This is a genomic window from bacterium (assembly GCA_023150945.1).
Lineage (GTDB): Bacteria > Zhuqueibacterota > Zhuqueibacteria > Zhuqueibacterales > Zhuqueibacteraceae > Coneutiohabitans.
The window spans coordinates 449602-467254 of record JAKLJX010000001.1 but is presented as its reverse complement, the minus strand read 5'-3'; the positions used below and the strand labels follow the sequence as shown (position 1 = coordinate 467254).

The window sequence follows — 17653 nt, the reverse complement described above, 5'->3', positions numbered from 1 at the left end:
GATAGAAACAACCCAACTGATTTGGAGCTTTTCATCCGCTGGGTGGTTTCCATCTGTTGGCGATTTCCTTTGTTCTGAAAACAACCATTCCCTCCAGCGGATAGAAACAACCCAACTGATTTGAAGCTTTGCATCCGCTGGGTGGTTTCTATCTGTTGGCGATTTCCTTTGAGTTGCGTTTTATCAGGCTAATGGCCCTGTGAAGACCTGAGCACTGCCCCTGATCAGGATGACAGGCCGCTATTCGTTGCTGCGGCGTAGCCCTGCCCCCTTGTGGGGCAATGCCACGTGCACGAATTGCCGGACCGTGACAGCGGCCCGCAAGGGGCCGGGGCTACGAGTGGGGCAATGCCACATGCACGAATTGCCGGACCCTAACAGCGGCCCACAAGGGGCCGGGGCTACGCTTGCCGCGACAGCGCGGTGCCGAGTGCTTCACAAGGTCCCTTCTGGATGACAGCCAGTTGATGGCAACGGCGTAGAGGCGCGGCGCTGGCGCGTCTTTGCGGCGGTGAGATTACCGCAACTTCTCCAGCAGCAGTTGCAATTCTGCCGCAGCTTGATAGTACAAATTTGGATCTGAGGCAAGGGCGGGGTTGCGATCGCCGGAGAGAATGGCCTGCAGTTTGGAGATGAAGAGTCTATCCGAAGCAGAAGTTTCTCTTGCTCCGGCAATTTGCGCCAGCGCCTGTTGAATTGCCACTGCTTGGCCTGCACCAATGGCTTGAGCGACAGCGCCACAAATCTGCGCGGAACGTTCGTGTTCGCCTCCCCCCGCCCTTCGGTAGGCGAGGTATTTGGCAATGGCCTGCTGCCGCGCGCTCGCTGCGGCTTGTGGGTTGCCCGTGGCTTGTTCCAAATTATGCAAAACCATAAACGTCTTCCACGGCTCGGCGGCATGGCCGTAGGGTTTGTCGCACTCAATGGCGCGCAGCAGCTCGCTACGGGCCTCGTCGTAGCGCCGCAATTTGATCAGCGTGTTGGCAATATTGTAGCGCGCTCGGCCTTCATTTGCATTGTCTGGCAAGGCAGCATAAATATCCGCTGCCTGGCGGTAGAAGATTACGGCTTCTTCCAAGCGGCCCATGTCACCATAAAGATTGCCCAGTTCGTTCACGCTGCCCGCTTCACCAGCGCGGTTTTTCCGCGCCACTTTAATCGCCAGGGACTGGCGGTAGGCCTGTTCAGCCCGGTCGTACTGTCCGGCTTCTTTATGCACCATGCCGATTTGATGCCAGGCAGTGGCCACGCTGCCCGGCTCGCCCAGGTTCTCGAAAATGTCACGCGCTTCGGCGTAGATTTTCAGCGCTTCGGCATACTTCTTTTGCAGCATCCGCACCGTGCCGAGTTGGAATTTGCCAGCGGCAATATCTCTCAGATCACCGCGTTTTTTGTCCAACTCGAGAGCCTTTTCATAAGCCGCTGCCGCTTCTTCCAACCGTCCCAAATTCCTCAAACAATCGCCGCTTTCGGTAATGGCTGCAGAAGCCATCCTCGCGGCGTCGGTGTTGCCGGCATCGGCCAGTTGCTGAAAGCGTTTTTGCGCCTCAGCCAAGGGCGACAGCGCTGCTTCAGCGGCACCACCCGTTACGAGCACGCGGCCGAGCAGAAAATGCGCAACTGCGATGTCATAACCTGCGCCCGCATAAGCTTGTTCGCCGGCATTCAAACAGTTCTGCACGAGCTGTTGCGCCGCCGTGTAAGCCGCTTGCACGTCTCCGCTTTCCAGCAGCCGTTCAATGCGAGCGCGTTCCGCTTCAAACCGCGCATGGCTCCAGTCCCCCAATTTCTTTGCCGCCTGCTCGCGCACAGCCACCACCCGCGCCAGAGCCTGCGGCCGGCCGAAGTGGTGAAGCAGGGTTTCCAAGCTGCTGGTTATGTCGACCACTTCTTCCGGCGTCAAATTCTCCGCAGCCCAATCGAGCAGGGCCAGCAGGTTGGGCAATTCCAGCAGTGTGAGCGTCGCCGATAGTTCGGTGTTCTTAAATCTTTCTTTATACAAATAACCCAACAACTGCCGCATGCCTGTTGCCCAGCGCTGGCGGGCTTGGGCTTGTTCCGCCTCATTCATTTGCCCAAGCAAGTAGGGCGCCAAGGCCGGGTCAAGCCGCAGGTGGCCGTAGTTCATCATCTGGCCGAGGCCAACGTCAACAAGGCCATGCGCTATGCGCTTTGCGCTTTGCTGATCAACTTCAAGCGTTTGCATGATCGTGAAAGTATTCGCCCCACCATGAAACAGACCCAGTGGTTTAATCTGCTCGCGCATGTCCGCCGGCAAGCGGCGCAAAGAAAGCTCAACACTGGCATACAAAGAATTCTCGCGCTGGCCCGGGTGTTTTTGTTCCAGCTCCGCCATCAGCCGCTGCAAATTGGCGGTGGTGCTGCGTACGCCCTGGCGCGCCACCTCCCGGCCGAGCAACACCAACGCGCGGGCGTGGCAATTCACTGCCTCCACCAAATCAATAATCTCCTGCGGGGTGCTGCCCGGGTCACTGGCTTTGGGCTCGAGTCCTTCTTGTTTCATCACGCTGCTCACCAGCTCAACGGCCTCGTTGCGGTCGAGCGGGCCGAGCACGCTTTCGCGCGCCTTGTGGTCAAACGGTGCTGGCAGCGCCTCGCGCGTGGTAAACACGATGCGTGTGGCAGGGTGGCTGGCGAGCAGCTTGCGGCAGAGGGCAAACAACTCGTCCACCGGCGCCGCAGCAGCGGGTGCAATGCCGTTGGCATCAGGCAAAATGCTTTCCAAATTGTCCAGCACCATGATCGTCGGGCTGTCCTGCAACGCGCGTTCCACCGGCTGCAGGGCCTCGTCCAAATTTCTGTATTGCGCCACCGAATAGTTCGCGCCCTCAGGCAGAAGCTGGCGTCCCAAGCTGTCGAGCACCGCGCGCACGTCGCTCACGGTTTCCAGACTCACAAACGCGGCGTGGCCAAAACGCTTGCTGCTCACCAGCCAGCGGCCCAATTCCGCTGCCAGCGTGGTTTTGCCGGCCCCGCCGGTGCCGCGCACCACCGCGTAGTTTTGCGTGTGCAGCAGCCGCTCCAGGGCCAGCAATTGCCGGCTGCGGCCATGAAACTTGTGGCTCGGCGTTTCCGGCAAATTGCCAAAGCGCAGTTGCTGGCGGCGTTCCTGCAGGCGCTGCACCGCCTCGGCCGGCAAACTGGTGACGAGCTGCGGGTCTTGTTCTTCTTGATAAAGCACGGGCACGAACCAATCGTGCAGCTTCAGGTCACCCGCGCCCATGACCTTGCCGCGCCACTTGTCGCCTTCCAGCGCGTTCTGGCCGGCGAGCATGGCCTCAGCCACGCGGCTGCCGCCGGCGAGCTTGCCATAGAACGCCTCCACGAAGCGCCGCGCGGTTTCCACCAACACGCTGTGGCTCATGGCCACCACCGCGGCCACGCCGCATTCCAACAACTTAGCGGCCACCGAGGCCGTGGGATCGGTTTCCACCGTGGCGCTTTGGCAGGCTTCCAAAAACACCACGGGAATGCGGTAGTCGCGCAGATCGCTGGCCAGCTCACTCGCATGCACGAGCTGCATGCTGCGGTGGTGCAGCTTGTCCGCGTCTTGGGGATCTTCAAAGCACAGCGCGCCCAGGCCGTGCTCGCGGTCATAAACGCCGTGACCATCGAAATGCACCACATCATAAGGCTGGTTGGCCTCGCTGGCGCGCTTCAGCTCCTGCCGCAACGCCGCGAGCGTGGGCGGAGTGAGCACGGTGAGCGCGGCCAAATCGCCCAAGGCCGCCACGGCTTCCACCAATGGCTTGGCGCTGACGCGATGGTCGATGTAGCCGGTGGTTTTGTCTTCGGGCCGCGGACTGACTAGTAGAATGCGAATCGGCAGGCTGGTGGGGCGCACCTCTTGCGGCGCGCGGTTGGGCAGCCGGCGCCGCACCGCCACGGCATTCTTGCCGCGAAACAGATAGCCGGCCCCGTCGTGCAGCAATTCCCACGGCAGGCTGAGCACATTGCTCGCCGCGGCCAAAGTGGCTTTGCGAGTGTCATCATCCGCGCCGGCCGGCGGGTCGCTGTCAACTAACACCGAGAAGCGGCGTTGCGCGCCGTCGGCTTTTTTCCTCCAGGCTTGCAGCGCCTCGGCGGCAATCGGATCGCGTAACGCGGCGTGGTACAAATCCCGTCCCCACTGCGGCAGTTGCGCTTCGATGCGCTCGGCGCGCTGCTGAAACACGCCAGTGGGCCAGAGGTAGTAGCTTTCCAAATACCAGCGCAGATCCTCGGCTTCGATGGGTCCGAGCGGCGCGGAGAAGGTGTAGCGTTTGCTTTCCACCGCGCGGCTGGCTTTGTCCGCCGGTTCGTACACCAGCGTGGCCGTGGCGGTGGCGCGTTGTTTTCCGTCATGCAATTCAATTTTGGGATCAACGAGCTTGAGCACCAATTCTTCCACCGGCGCTGCGTCGATCTTCTTGGTGGGTTGATAGTCCTCCGGCAGTTTTTCGCCGAGGGCCGCGAGAATCTGCGGCAGGGCTTCGGCAATGCCGCCGGCAGTGAGCTGCACTCTGATGCCCAACGGCTCTTCATCAAACCACAAGGTCAGTGCCGCCGGCTCGATGTCGGGCAACATGAGCGGAATGACGCGGAAGCCTTGGGCCTGACGCGCTTTTTCAATGGCCAGGGCTTTGGAAATTTCCTTGCGCACCCAGGGCGAGTTGACGGTGTTGGGACTGAGCACAACGATGACCTGGCGCGCGTTTTCAATGGCAGAGTTGATCTCGACGGCGAGTTTGTCCCCGCCGCGCAAATTGCGGGAGTCGACCCATACGGGCAGATTCAGGGATTCGAGCGCAACGCGCAGCTCTTTGACGAAGGGATCGTCTTTCGTGGCATGGGAGATGAAGATGTGACCGGGCATGAACCCTCCAGGGTTGCGGTTCGGGGCGAAGGTAGGGAAAACGCGGTCGAATTCCAAGTGGGGATTTGTGGAAAAAATGCGCCCGGCCGGCGGGACTTCTCATTTGAACCACGAAGGCACAAAGGCACCAGGCTCTTTCCATTTGCCTTTGTGTCCTGATGATGAGAGTCTTGTTGCATTTCAGGCAGGCAGGAGCAGAGGCCGGCAAGCTGAGGGCAGGAGCCGCACGCGAGGCGATTTGGCAGGATGAGCGGGATTAACAGGATCTAGCTTTTCAAAAATTGCCTCGCTGCAAAAAAGCGAAGACTCGTGCGGCGGGTGCCATTTTAGCCGGCATTTATGCGGGTTTTATGACAATTCTGAGAGTCTCCAACTCAGGTGAGTTTGGGCAAGAAAACTCACGCCAAGTCGCCAAGCCGCAAAGGTTCGCAGAGAATTCCCAATCGTTTGTTGCCTGCAAATGGAGGACGGAAGTCAAATCTGTTCTTTGCGGGTCTTAGCCTTCCTTCGTTCGGGCTGGTTCGGGTTATGTGGTTTCCCGCGAATGATTCATCTTGTACTCCGACGGTGAGCAACCAAACTGCTTGCGGAAACATTTGGCAAAATAATTGGGCGTGTTGAAGCCAATCATGTAAGCGATTTCGGCGACGGTGCCGGCGTTTTGTTTCAACAAGTCAACCGCGCGCTGCAGGCGCATGGAGAGAATGAATTCGCCCGCGGATTGATTGGTCAACGCTTTAAGCTTGCGGTGAAGCTGGACGCGACTCATCCCCACTTCGCGCCCCAAATCTTCGACGGAAAACTCCTCGTCGCCGAGATTTTTTTCCACGGCTTCTTTTACACGATTGAGAAAACGTTCATCTGTTGAAGTAATGGCTATCTCGCTCGGTTTGAGCACAATTTCGCGGCTGAACCGTTCGCGCAGCTTGCGGCGCTGCACGATGAGATTTTCCACCCGCGCCAGCAGCTCTTTGGAGCTGAACGGCTTGGTCAAGTAATCATCGGCGCCGGTTTGCAAACCTTGCAGCTTGTTTTCCTCGCCGCCCATGGCCGTCAACAGAATAATCGGAATGTGACTGGTTCTTTCGTCGTTCTTTAGAGCATGACACAACTCGTAGCCGTCCAGCTCGGGCATCATGACATCGCAGATAACGAGATCGGGAATAGCGGTCGCGGCCTTTTCAAAACCATCGCGCCCATTCATGGCCTCGGCAACGGCGTAGTCCGGCTCCAGGTATTGCCGAATAAAAGTCCGGACCTCTTGGTTGTCTTCCACGATCAAGATGACGTCTTGCGCTTCGCTTTCACGCTCACTCTCGGTGTCGGCAGCTTGGTCGTTCTCCGGCAAAACACCGGAAAGAATCTTCTCCGGCACGCGCCGCGATAGTCTGTTCTCGCCAGGCTCATCATCTTCAACGATTTGATTTGCCGCCAAATGGTCCTTGCCCAGCGGCAGCGTCACAATGAATTCCGTGCCCCGGCCCTCCTCGCTGTTCATGTCGATTTGCCCGAAATGCAATTCCACAATCTCCTTGGCCAGCGCCAGGCCGATGCCAGTGCCCGGTTGCGAGTTGCGCGGCAAATTCTCGGCGCGATAAAAGCGGTTGAAAATGTGCGGCTGCTGATCCGCCGGAATGCCAATGCCGGTGTCCTTGATGCTGATGCGCACGCATTCCACATTGGGCGGCAGCTTTTTGAGCAGCGATATCTGCGACTGCGTCACGGTCACAGTGATTTTTCCGTCCGTGCCCGGAGGAATGAATTTGATGGCGTTCGAGATCAGGTTATAGAAAACCTGTTCCATCTTCTCGATATCATAGTAAACCGCCAGATTCGTGTAGCTCGAGCGAAAATCCAGCGTAATCTGTCGCGCTTCAGCCGGCGATTCGAAAACAAAAACGATTCCCTTCAAAAAGGGAATCAGATTGTTGCGGCTCGCTTTCAATTCCATGCCGCCGGCCTCGAGTTTGGAAAGATCGAGAATCTGGTTGATCAGCCGCAGCAAGCGCCGGCCATGCTCGAAGGCCATGGCGAGTTGTTTTTTGATCGCCGTGTCGGAAATCTTGGCGGCGACATTTTCCAGCGGCCCGAGAATCAGCGTCAGCGGCGTGCGAAATTCGTGGGAGATATTGGCAAAAAATTTGGATTTCAGATGATCCAGCTCTTTCAGCTTTTCCGCTGCCACGTGTTCGAGCTGCAACTGGTTCTTCAGGCGCAGGCGATTCAACTCGTAGCGGCGAACGCCATACAACAAACTCGCCGCGAATAAAACGTAAAGCGCATAAGCCCACCAGGTTTTCCACGGCGGCGGGGCAATCGCAATTCTTACCGCAACGCCCGCTTCGTTCCAAACGCCGTCATTGTTCGAGCCTTTGACTTTGAACACATATTTTCCCGGATCGAGATTGGTGTAACTCACGAAGCGCCTGTTGCCGGCGTCGATCCAGGTTTTGTCAAAACCTTCCATCATGTAAGCATACCGGTTTTTCTCGGGATTGGTGTAATCGAGCGCGACGAATTCGAAGGTCAGATACTTGTCCTTGTAGGAAAGCGCGATTTCATCCGCCGCCGCAATATCGCGCTTGGCGATTTGATCGAATTTCTTGACCGCCGCAATCACGATGGGAGGAATGTAGGCGTTGTCTTTGATCTCACCGGGATAGAAGGCATTGCAGCCGTTGATGCCGCCAAAGAACATTTCGCCGCTTTTACTTTTGTGATAAGCGCCGCCGTTGAATTCATAGCTTTGCAGCCCATCATGGATGTTGTAGTTCTTGAACGTTTCGGTTTGGAGGTTGAATCGCGCAATACCTTTATTGGTGCTGAGCCAAAGATTGCCGTGATCATCTTCCAAAATTCCATAAATCACGTCATTGGGCAGCCCGTCTTTTTCAGTGTAATTGACAAATTTCCCGGTGGCCGTATGGAATTTGTTCAGCCCGCCGCCCCAGGTGCCGAGCCAAAGTATCCCCGCGTTGCGGGAATCTTCGTGAATGCAGAAAACGTGATTATTGCTCAGGCTCTGCGAGTCATGCGGATCATTTTTGTAATGTTTGAATGTTTCGCTTTTTGCATCGAACTCATTGAGTCCACCACCGGCTGTTCCGATCCATAATGTGCCAGCGTGGTCTTGCAAGATCGACCAGATGCCGTCGTGGCTCAAGCTGGTGGAATCGTTGGCATCATGTTTATAATGTTTGAACGTTTCTTCAGCGCGATCAAACCGGTTGAGTCCACCGCCGTCGGTTCCAACCCAGAGCACACCGCTGCGGTCCTCATAGATCGGCGTGACGTGCTTGTGACTCAGACTGCGGGGGTTGGCCGGATCGTGCCGGTAATGCGTAAAGCGTTCTGTTTTGCGATCGAATTTCTTCAGTCCGTCGCCATAGGTGCCAATCCAAAACTCGCCAGCGCGATCTTCAAAAATCGACCAGACATAATTATGGCTCAAGCCTTTGGGGTCTTCCGCGTAATGCGTAAAAATTTTCTTCTTCCGGTCAAATTTGTCAAGCCCGCCGCCGCGCGTTCCGATCCAGAGCACGCTGTCGCGGCCGGCGTAAATCGCGCGGACATTGTTATGGCCCAGGCTGTTGGGATCATTCGGAATGGTGCGGTAATGCGCGAACATCCCTCTGCGGTGATCGAGCTTGTTGAGGCCGCCGTTCCAGGTGCCGATCCAAAGCATGCCGGAGCGGTCGGCGCCAATCGCGCGGACATAATTATCACTCAGGCTGCTGGGATCATCAGGATCGTGGTGATAGCGCTGGAATTTCTCCGTGACGCGATCGAATTGATTGAGTCCAATGCCGGTGCCGATCCAAAGCCGGCCCGATTCATCTTCGCAGATCGACCAGACTGCATTCGCGCTCAAACTGGCAGGGTCATTCGGATTGTGGTGATAATGCGTGATGGCACCGTTCTGCCGGCTCGATCCTTCCAGGACAAGCTTGTCGAGTCCGCCGCCGGTACCGATCCAAAGGGTGCCCGCGCGGTCTTCATAAATCGTTCTGATCTGATTGTGGCCCAAATCAGCGGGACTCATGGAGGCGAATTGATAGCGATCCCAAATTTCTTTTTCCCGATCAAATTTATTCAAGCCGCCGCCATATGTGCCGATCCAAAGCGTACCGGCCTGATCTTCAGAGATCGAGATGATGTAGTTGTCACTCAGGCTGTTGGCATTGCCGGGATCGTTTTGGTAACGTGTAACTCTTCCCGTTTTCACTTCGAGCTTGTTTAGCCCTCCATATCGAGTGCCGATCCAAAGCACGCCGCCGTGGTCGCGGGAATCTTCATGAATCGCCAAGACATAATTGTCGCTCAAGCTGTTGGGGTTTTGCGGATCATGCTTGAACAGCGTGAAGGTTTCTTCCGCGCGATTCGTTCCCTCCAGGACAAGTTTGTTAAGCCCGCCGCCGTTGGTGCCGATCCAAAGTGTTCCGTCGCGGGATTCATGGATTGCCCGGACGACGTTGTTGCTCAAGCTATTGGGATTCTGCGGATCATGTTTGTACACCTTGAAATCATAGCCGTCGAATTTGTTCAGCCCGTCCTGCGTGCCAAACCACATGAAGCCTTTGCGATCCTGCAGAAGGCAATAAATGGTGTTTTGGGAAAGCCCCTGTTCGAGGGAAATACGCTCGAATTTGAGGTTGTCCCATTGCGCGAGAAGTTTACTTGGCCACGACAGAACGAGGCCGGCTGCCAAGCCAATCACAATAGTCCTGAACCACATGATTCGGGCCGCTGTCCCGTGAGGTAAAGAAGGCAATACTTGAAACATATGCGGTAGCAGTGAGATCAACAATGAGTCAGGTTCGGTGCGCCGCGCACGCCCAAAGCCTATCCGTTACCCGCCAATGCAACCTGATTACCCATGTTTGCAACGTCAGTGTCAGGCACTCGCCGTGGGATTTGCGTATCTTTTCACCGCCTGCGAAAACGGCAAAACGAAAGCATTTTACGGTTTGCAAGCAACAGGTTTCAGGTGAACAGAGGAATAGTCATCCGCAAGCAGCTTTTGCTTGCTGCCCGGGGATTGTCCCACTTGTCGGCATGAAGCTTCCTCCTATTTCGGCGTTGCAATTTTGTTGGAGGAGTAAATTTCATTATGAACAAAAGAGACATACAACTTCTATATGATTACAACCGCTGGGCGAATGCGCGCCTTCTCGCGGCCGCGTCAAGCCTCACGGTCGAGCAGTGCAACCGCGATCTCGCCAGCAGCCATGGTTCGGTGCACGGCACGCTTGTTCATATTTTGTCGGGCGAATGGATTTGGTTGAAGCGTTGGCAGAAAGAATCGCCCAGAGCCATGTTCAGTCCCGCAGATTTTCCCACGCTCGCGTGCGTGCGTGCCAAGTGGGCCGAAGTCGAGCAGGAACAAATGGCATTCGTGCGCGGCGTGACGGAAGTCTCGCTGAAGAAAGTGATTGCCTACGAAAACACGCTGGGCGAAACCTGGCGCTATCCGCTGCAGCGCATGATGCAGCATCTCGTCAATCATTCCACCTATCATCGCGGCCAGGTGATGGCTATGCTGCGGCAGCTCGGCGCCGAGCCGGCAGCAACCGACTTTCTCGTGTTTCTCGATGTGAAGCCGGAATGTCAATTTGAGCCATTGTCAGTATTCGGAGAGTTGTGAAATGGTTGAGAAAATCGTAGTGCTGGTGCTGGACGAGAGCAAGTGGCTCTCCGCCGCCATGCTGCTCTCTCTCATCGCAGTTTTAGTGCTGGCCGTGCGACAGCGACGGCAGAGTTTGTCTACTCGGGCCAAGATCATCGCAGCGATGAATCTCTTCTTTGGAGGCATGATCGGCATCATGTCTTTTGGACATCTTTTGGCTGTGACGTTCAAATTTTTCCAAGGAACTCTCGAAGGCTCGTTAGGACTTCTCTATGCCCTCGGCCTGACGCTCGCCATTCCAGCCTGGTGGCTGACGTTCGAAACATGGCGAATTGTCAGTTTCGAACAACGAGAGCGGAAAAAGCTCGTGGCGCTCAACGTCTGGCTGGGAATCAGCTTGCTTGCGCTCGGATTCCATAACCTGCCGCTGGCCGGGCCGGCGGCCTTGAATATCGCTTACCTGTTCCATTCCAGACGAATCGTGGGATGGGCGATTGTATCCGCGGCCGCCGCCGCAATGCTGGCGCTCTTCATTGCGTCGCTTGTGTTTCTTGCCAGCGGCCAGAGCTTCGAACAATTCAAGGGCATGTAGCTCAATGAGTTTTGCTAAATAACCTTTGTCAAGAGCCTCTACAAAGCGCACTTGCAAGTTGGTGCTCTGGCTCGCGCCGTCAGTTTTGTATCAGAAACAAGGCAGAAGCAGAAGCAGAAGCAGAAACAAAATCAATTCCAAATTCAAGGAGATTTGACCATGTCGAATTATGCCAATCCCGATGTGCTGGTTTCCACCGCTTGGGTGGCGCAGCACAAGTCTGACCCGAAAGTCGTCATCGCCGAAGTTGACGTCGATACCAAAGCGTATGACGAGGGCCACGTGCCCGGCGCCATCGGCTGGAACTGGCAGACGCAGCTCTGCGATACCGTGCAGCGCGACATCATTCCAAAAAGCGAAATGGAAAAACTGATGCGCGACAGCGGCATCTCCAACGACACCACGGTGGTGCTCTACGGCGACAACAACAACTGGTTCGCTGCCTGGGCGTTCTGGCAGATGAAAATCTACGGCCACCCGGATGTTCGCATCATGGATGGCGGCCGCAAGAAATGGGTCGCGGAAGGCCGTGAGCTGAGCAAAGACAAGCCGGCGCCCAAAGCCGCGAGCTACAAGGCCGGCGCGCCGGAGCAGGCGTTGCGCGCATTTTTGCCGCAGGTGCAAGAGGCCATGAAAAACGGCGTGGCGATGGTCGACGTGCGCTCGCTTGATGAATTCACCGGCAAGATTCTTTCCCCTCCCGGTTTGCCGGAAACCTGCCAGCGCGGTGGCCACATTCCCGGCGCGAAGAGTATTCCCTGGGGAAAAGCGTGCAACGAAGACGGCACGTTCAAGAGCCATGATGAGTTAAAGGCGCTCTACGCCAGTCAAGGCGTCACGCCGGATAGAGAAGTGATCACCTACTGCCGCATCGGCGAGCGCTCGAGCCACACGTGGTTCGTGTTGAAGTATTTGCTTGGTTTTGAGAAGGTGAAGAACTATGATGGCTCGTGGACCGAGTGGGGCAATCTCGTCGGCGCGCCGGTGGCAAGAGGGGAATAACCCCAAAGAGCTGAGGGCATGACGCAACTTCGCTGCGTCATGCCTCTGCACTCCGGCTGGCTCCGTCAGAAAAGACTTGGCAGCGATGCTCTAAAACAAATCCCAGCCCGAACCCAAAAAGGCAAAAGCGATCACAAAGACGCAAAGCCACGCAAAGAAAAGATTCGAGCCTTGCCTCTCATGATTGCCGGCAAGAGAGGAATGGGAGATCTTTGCGTCTCTGGGTGAATTCTTTCGCCCACAGTGGAAAAGGCCGGAGATTTACAGAATTGATACAAGATCCGCATCAATACGGGTCGAGAAAGCAGCCGCCGAACAATTCTTTGCTTTTTGGCAACGAGTTTACTCTTCGGTGACTAATCTACCGATTCAACCAGTTTCTGTCGTTCGTTAAGCAAAAAATGATCAACCCAAAACCAGAACCGCAATTCTTCTCCGATCTGGAATTGTCGCGGCGCCTGGAAAGAGCCGAGGCGCACGCCAGCGCGAAGTTCGTCGAAGCGCGAGCCAGGCTTTACCCCGAAAGCGGCGCGCAGTGGATCGACGTGGCGGGGGCCTACGCGATGTTCGACGGCGTTTCGTCGCCCATCACGCAGACGTTTGGCCTCGGCCTGTTCGATCCCATCACGCCTGCCGAATTGGAAAAGATTGAAAACTTCTTCAAAGAACGCGGGGCGCCGGTATTCCATGAAGTCAGCCCGCTCGCCGGCCTCGAACTGGTGGCTTTGCTGAATGAACGCGGCTATCATGCCATGGAGTTCACCAGCGTAATGTACCGCGCGATCAGCCGCGAAGCCGCTCCCGCAGTGCCGCGCAACAAAAGCATTCGCGTGCGCGCCATCGCCGAAAATGAAGGAGAATTATGGGCGCAGGTAACGGCAAAAGGCTGGAGCCACTTGCCGGAGCTTTCCGAATATTTGCTGGAACTGGCGCCGATCAGCACGCAGCGGGAAGACAGCGTTTCGTTTCTGGCGGAGTTGGAGGGCGCGCCTATCGCTTCTGCGGCCCTGAGCCTGAGCGGCGGGGTGGCGCTGCTCGCCGGCGCCTGCACGATTCCCGCGGCACGCAAGCAGGGCGCACAATTGGCCTTGCTTGACTATCGCTTGCGTTATGCCGCAGAACAGGGCTGCGACTTGGCGATGATGTGCGCGCAACCCGGCAGTGCCTCGCAACGCAACGCCGAACGGCATGGTTTCCGCATCGCTTACACGCGCATCAAATGGCAATTAAAGTCGTAGCACTGCGCGCGTTCGAGGCGGTGCAAACGCCTTTCTCATGGTTGTGCTCAGAGGCGCCGCAAGAATTCGATCAGGAAGAAACGAACATGAAAGACATAGACGATCGAGTGGCCGGCGCCTTTCACGCGCTTTTTTGCCCCTTTGCCGGCCGGCTTTATCGCGGGGCTTTGATCGTGACCGGCAATCCCGGCAGCGCGGCACAACTGCAAGTCGATGTGTACCTGAAAGCCTTCGTTGAATACTTGCTTGCGGGACGCATCAATAACTTCGAAAACTGGCTCGCGGAGATCGTCCGCACCTGTTTTGCCGAATATCAACTGCAGCCCAGCGCGACGCGTTTTCAGGGAGACGCCGCGTACGAAGCCTTTCAGGCAAACCTGCGCAAGCTGGCCGCCTGCAAGCAACACGCGCAAAACGAATTTCAAGCACATGCCGTGTTGACGGACTGAACGTTCGCAGCATTCGATCATCACCCATGGCCGGCGATCCGGCCGGCGAATATCATTTGTGCATGCCTATGTTTGACGTGGAACGAGTGGGACCCGACCCGGCGCGCGGGTTTGCCGGCGGAGAAGCGCAGAAGAAGAAGCGTAGACTGCTGTGCGCCGGCTTCGGACTGGTGGTGGTATGGAGCAGCCTGAGTCCGTTGCAAGCGCAGCCGGCAGTGATGCGTGACCTCGAGACGCCGCTTTACGAGATGCCCAGCATCACCAGCCACCGCCTGCTCACTCTGTCTGCCGGTGACACAGTACGCATCCTGCAAAACCGCGGCTTGTGGATGCAGCTTGCAACTCACACGGACCAGAAGGGCTGGATGTTTTTGGGAAAGACCGAAGGCCAGACGAGAAAGCCCAGGCCGCCGGCGTTGCTGACAGCGCCGGCACCGGCTGTTGAAGGCGGAGTTTCTGCGCAGGTGGGCGTATTTGACCGGGGATTCACGGTGGCGGGCCGCTTCTCCTATCGCAGCCTGGCGCGGGTCGAGGTCGAAGCGGCGCTGCAATATGTAAACAGCAAAGCGGCGTCCTTCCATCTGTTGCACACGAACGTCCGGTATCTGCAGCCGCTCGCGTCACGCGTGCAAGCCGCGCTCACGGCGGGTGCAGGTGTGATCCATTCCACGGCGGAGGCCACGGCCGGCAGTGCGCGGTCGGCGTTGATGATCAACTACGGCGTTGGCGTGCAGCGCCGGTTGGGCGACAGCCACTGGCTGCGCGCAGAGGTGCGCCGGGTCACTGCCTTCACCGCGCCCGAGGTGACGAACTACACCGAATTCCTGGCCGGGTTCACGCTCGGCATGGCGTGGTCGCGACTGTGAAAGTCAAGCCGATGACAACCGTTATGGACCACAAGTCGCTCAAAGTCAGAATAAAAGTCTGAAAGATTCTTAACCACAAAGCAAATGTGTGAACCGCGGAGACGCGGAGAGCGCGGAGTTTCAAAATCAAAAGAGTCCTTCTCCGCGTTCTCCGCGTCTCGGCGGTGAGCTTCTGATGTGAATGGCACGGCAGAGTGCCCAAATCTTCACAAGAGCCTTACTGGATGGCGGTGGAGGCACAGTGCGAGGCAACAGTGGACTTATCGGGCTTGCGCTGCCCGCGGGCTTCGGCCTTCAGCTTGTCTGAAATCTGTTGTAAGGCATTTCACCGAAAAACTGGCGCGGCCGTGAAGTCTTTTCCAGCTTACTTCTTGGTTCGTTGGCAGTCCAGCAGACTGCACGGCGGAGTACCTCACAAGATTGCCCGGCCTCAGCCGCGGTGAATGAGAATGCGGCCGGAACCGGCCGGCATTTCCACTTCCACATCTCTCGCCTGCGCCATTAACGGCCGCTGATTCTCCAACAGATCCTCCCACCTGCCGGCGGCGGACACCGGCACGGCGCAACGCTGTTCCCTCCTGTTGTTTTTGATGATCATCAAATGCGCTTCCTCAACAAATGCCGGATTCTGCCACACCCTCGGTTTGCGGCAGCGGGATCGTTGCGCCGGGCGCGGTTGCAAAAACGCGCAGGAAAGATTCGGCATCAAACTGCACGCACTGCCCAGACGGGAAGGGAGAGAAAGTTGCTTTTCACGAGAAGTTCCTTTAATTGCCGGTATTCTGAATTGTGACCGCAGTGGCAGGAGGCATTGGCAGAGACGGAGTCTTTTGGAACCGTGATCTTTCCGGAAAGGAAGCAGTCATGCTCGTTCGAATGATTGTGTGCGGCACCGGCTTGCTGATTTTGCATGCCGCCGGTTCGCTGACCGCGCAAAGCGGAAACACCGGGCCGCACAGCGTGCACCAGGCCGTGACGCAACAAATCATCTCCGCCGCGTTGCGCGAAGGCCAGGCCTACCCAATGCTGGTCGAGCTGACCAATCTCGGGCCGCGCTTGAGTGGCACACCGCAGGCAGCAGCCGCGGTGGAGTTGACCCGTCAAATGATGGAACGGCACGGCTTTGAAAATGTGCGGTTGCAGCCGCTCATGGTGCCGCGCTGGATTCGCGGGCCGATCGAAGAAGCCGCGATCATCAATTCACCGAGCCACGGCACCGTGCCGCTGGCGGTATGCGCGCTGGGCAGCAGCATCGCGACGCCGGCGCTGGGTTTGGTGGCGGAAGTCATCGAGGTCAAATCATTCGAGGAGCTGCGCGCGCTGGGCAAAAAGGCGGCGGGCAAGATCGTCTTCTTCAACCGGCCGATGGATCCGACTCGCCTCGACACGTTTGCCGGTTATGGCGGCGCGGTGGATCAGCGCGGCAGCGGCGCGGTGGAAGCCGCGAAAGTCGGTGGCGTCGCGGCGCTGGTGCGCTCGATGACCACCGCGAACGACGATGTGCCGCACACCGGCAATACCAACTATGAAGCGGGCGTGACGCAAATCCCCGCGGCTGCGCTCAGCACGCGCGCGGCTGATTTTCTCAGCCAACTGCTGGCGCACGAGCGCAGCGTGCGCGTGCGGCTGCGGTTGACCTGCGCAACCCTGCCGGACGTCCCTTCTGCCAATGTGATGGGCGAGCTGCGCGGCGCCGAGAAACCGGAGGAAATCATCGTGCTGGGCGGCCATCTCGACAGTTGGGACAAGGGCACGGGCGCGCACGATGACGGCGCCGGCTGCATGCAGGCCATCGCAGCGGTGCGGCTGCTCAAACAACTCGGCTTCCGGCCGAAGCGCACCATTCGCGCGGTGATGTTCATGAATGAAGAAAACGGCCTGCGCGGCGGTTTGGAATACGCACGCGAGGCCGTTGCGAAACAGATCAAGCATGTTGCCGCCCTCGAATCGGATCGCGGCGGTTTTGCGCCCTGCGGGTTTTCGATCGATGCGGATTCCAGCACCGCGGAGCGCATCCTGTCGTGGCGCGACGTCTTTGCGCCGATGAAAGCCGATCGTCTCGGCCGCGGCGGCAGCGGCGCGGATATCTCACCGCTGGTGAAAACCGGCGTGCCCGGCCTCGGCTTGATTCCGGAATCCCATCGCTATTTCGATTATCATCATTCCGACAACGACACCATCGACAAGGTGAATCCGCGCGAGCTGGAATTGGGCGCGGCCGCACTGGCGATCATGGCTTATCTGCTGTCGGAGGAATTGTAGCGCGGCGGGCAGCCTTGCATCGCTGTGCAAGAGCAAGACCATTTTGGCCACCAAGGCGCGAAGCCACAAAGAAAAACTCAGTGTCTCCGCTTTTTCCTGGCCGCATGCGATTACGCCCCCGGCATTGCGATCACTTCAAGTCAACCTGAAGGAGTTTCTTGATCCGGCTGGCGGGAACCATCTCGCCCTTGCCGATGCCGGGGCATTTCAAACTTTCCCAATCCCAGGCGAGCCGGCTGGCGAGGAGATGCGGCCAGAACGGGTAGGTGCGGCATTGGTTGGGCCGGGCGTCGTACACGGTGCAGCGCAGATCTTCTCCCAAAAAGATGCAGCCGCCGGCGTCGCGATCGCGCAAGCTGTATCTGCCGTGCACGCGCCGCAAATAGCGTTTGCGAAACTGCGCGGCCGTCAGCCGCAAGTGCGTGGCGAGGCGGTGCGCCTCTGCGCCATTCACATACACCTCGCCCGGCTGGCTGCAACAGGCGCCGCAATTGGGCTGGCATTGAAAACGCAAGCCGTCTTGGTAGAAGTCATCGGGCATATTCAGCTCCGGGGCAACCGGCGGTTTCTATTCAAGGCTGGCCGGGTAATACCAGATTTCAACCGCCCGACGAGGCGTGCAGAATGCCCGGAGAAACAGGCAGAAGACTCTGCGCCCTTCGCGACTTCGCGATTCAAATGCTCTCGCCTGGATCCGCTTATTGGTGAGCAACGTTTGCGAGGGGGCCCGCCGACATTGCGT

The 17653-nt window shown here is 57.7% G+C and carries 11 protein-coding genes; 7 read left to right on the top strand and 4 right to left on the bottom strand.

Annotation, left to right across the window (positions count from 1 at the left end; all coding sequences use genetic code 11):
• Nucleotides 1-517: 517 nt before the first annotated feature.
• Together L6R21_01800 and L6R21_01795 are read right to left on the bottom strand one after the other, a co-directional pair.
• Nucleotides 518-4876, bottom strand: a complete 4359-nt coding sequence (locus L6R21_01800) for a tetratricopeptide repeat protein (protein ID MCK6557905.1) — start codon at nucleotides 4874-4876, stop codon at nucleotides 518-520.
• Between the two features lie 526 nt (nucleotides 4877-5402).
• Complete coding sequence (locus L6R21_01795) at nucleotides 5403-9611, bottom strand: ATP-binding protein (GenBank protein MCK6557904.1); 4209 nt, start codon at nucleotides 9609-9611, stop codon at nucleotides 5403-5405.
• Between the two features lie 375 nt (nucleotides 9612-9986).
• Here L6R21_01795 and L6R21_01790 point away from each other — a divergent pair, with 375 nt between their 5' ends.
• From L6R21_01790 to L6R21_01765, 6 genes are all read left to right on the top strand, one after another.
• The gene (locus tag L6R21_01790; protein MCK6557903.1) at nucleotides 9987-10520 is read left to right on the top strand and encodes a DinB family protein; all 534 of its coding nucleotides are present in this window, start codon (nucleotides 9987-9989) and stop codon (nucleotides 10518-10520) included.
• 1 nt (nucleotide 10521) lies between these two features.
• Nucleotides 10522-11094 carry a hypothetical protein gene (locus L6R21_01785; GenBank protein ID MCK6557902.1) on the top strand — a complete coding sequence of 191 codons (573 nt, stop codon included), beginning with the start codon at nucleotides 10522-10524 and terminating at the stop codon, nucleotides 11092-11094.
• 159 nt (nucleotides 11095-11253) lie between these two features.
• Entirely contained in the window at nucleotides 11254-12096 is an 843-nt protein-coding gene (locus L6R21_01780) for a sulfurtransferase (GenBank protein ID MCK6557901.1), read from the top strand.
• Between the two features lie 401 nt (nucleotides 12097-12497).
• The gene (locus L6R21_01775; GenBank protein MCK6557900.1) at nucleotides 12498-13334 is read left to right on the top strand and encodes a GNAT family N-acetyltransferase; all 837 of its coding nucleotides are present in this window, start codon (nucleotides 12498-12500) and stop codon (nucleotides 13332-13334) included.
• An 86-nt stretch (nucleotides 13335-13420) separates the two neighbouring features.
• Nucleotides 13421-13783, top strand: coding sequence for a hypothetical protein (locus L6R21_01770; GenBank protein ID MCK6557899.1), 363 nt, complete (start codon nucleotides 13421-13423; stop codon nucleotides 13781-13783).
• A gap of 62 nt (nucleotides 13784-13845) precedes the next feature.
• Nucleotides 13846-14649 (top strand): hypothetical protein, encoded by an 804-nt coding sequence (locus L6R21_01765; protein ID MCK6557898.1) that lies wholly within the window; start codon nucleotides 13846-13848, stop codon nucleotides 14647-14649.
• 430 nt (nucleotides 14650-15079) lie between these two features.
• Here the strand turns inward: L6R21_01765 and L6R21_01760 are convergent, their stop codons facing one another.
• Complete coding sequence (locus L6R21_01760; GenBank protein MCK6557897.1) at nucleotides 15080-15250, bottom strand: hypothetical protein; 171 nt, start codon at nucleotides 15248-15250, stop codon at nucleotides 15080-15082.
• Nucleotides 15251-15513: 263 nt separating this feature from the next.
• Between L6R21_01760 and L6R21_01755 the strand changes: the two genes are divergently transcribed.
• A complete protein-coding gene (locus L6R21_01755) occupies nucleotides 15514-16911 on the top strand; it encodes a M20/M25/M40 family metallo-hydrolase (protein MCK6557896.1) in 1398 nt (465 codons plus the stop codon).
• A 130-nt stretch (nucleotides 16912-17041) separates the two neighbouring features.
• Here L6R21_01755 and L6R21_01750 read toward each other — a convergent pair whose 3' ends face one another.
• Nucleotides 17042-17452: a YkgJ family cysteine cluster protein gene (locus tag L6R21_01750; protein ID MCK6557895.1), complete on the bottom strand. Its 411-nt coding sequence runs from the start codon at nucleotides 17450-17452 to the stop codon at nucleotides 17042-17044.
• Nucleotides 17453-17653: the final 201 nt, after the last annotated feature.

Excerpts from the sequence above, each read along its gene's own strand:
- L6R21_01800 (MCK6557905.1), bottom strand. The coding sequence starts at position 4,876 with ATGCCCGGTCACATCTTCATCTCCCATGCCACGAAAGACGATCCCTTC.
- L6R21_01795 (MCK6557904.1), bottom strand. The coding sequence starts at position 9,611 with ATGTGGTTCAGGACTATTGTGATTGGCTTGGCAGCCGGCCTCGTTCTG.
- L6R21_01790 (MCK6557903.1), top strand. The coding sequence starts at position 9,987 with ATGAACAAAAGAGACATACAACTTCTATATGATTACAACCGCTGGGCG.
- L6R21_01785 (MCK6557902.1), top strand. The coding sequence starts at position 10,522 with ATGGTTGAGAAAATCGTAGTGCTGGTGCTGGACGAGAGCAAGTGGCTC.
- L6R21_01780 (MCK6557901.1), top strand. The coding sequence starts at position 11,254 with ATGTCGAATTATGCCAATCCCGATGTGCTGGTTTCCACCGCTTGGGTG.
- L6R21_01775 (MCK6557900.1), top strand. The coding sequence starts at position 12,498 with ATGATCAACCCAAAACCAGAACCGCAATTCTTCTCCGATCTGGAATTG.
- L6R21_01770 (MCK6557899.1), top strand. The coding sequence starts at position 13,421 with ATGAAAGACATAGACGATCGAGTGGCCGGCGCCTTTCACGCGCTTTTT.
- L6R21_01765 (MCK6557898.1), top strand. The coding sequence starts at position 13,846 with ATGCCTATGTTTGACGTGGAACGAGTGGGACCCGACCCGGCGCGCGGG.
- L6R21_01755 (MCK6557896.1), top strand. The coding sequence starts at position 15,514 with ATGCTCGTTCGAATGATTGTGTGCGGCACCGGCTTGCTGATTTTGCAT.
- L6R21_01750 (MCK6557895.1), bottom strand. The coding sequence starts at position 17,452 with ATGCCCGATGACTTCTACCAAGACGGCTTGCGTTTTCAATGCCAGCCC.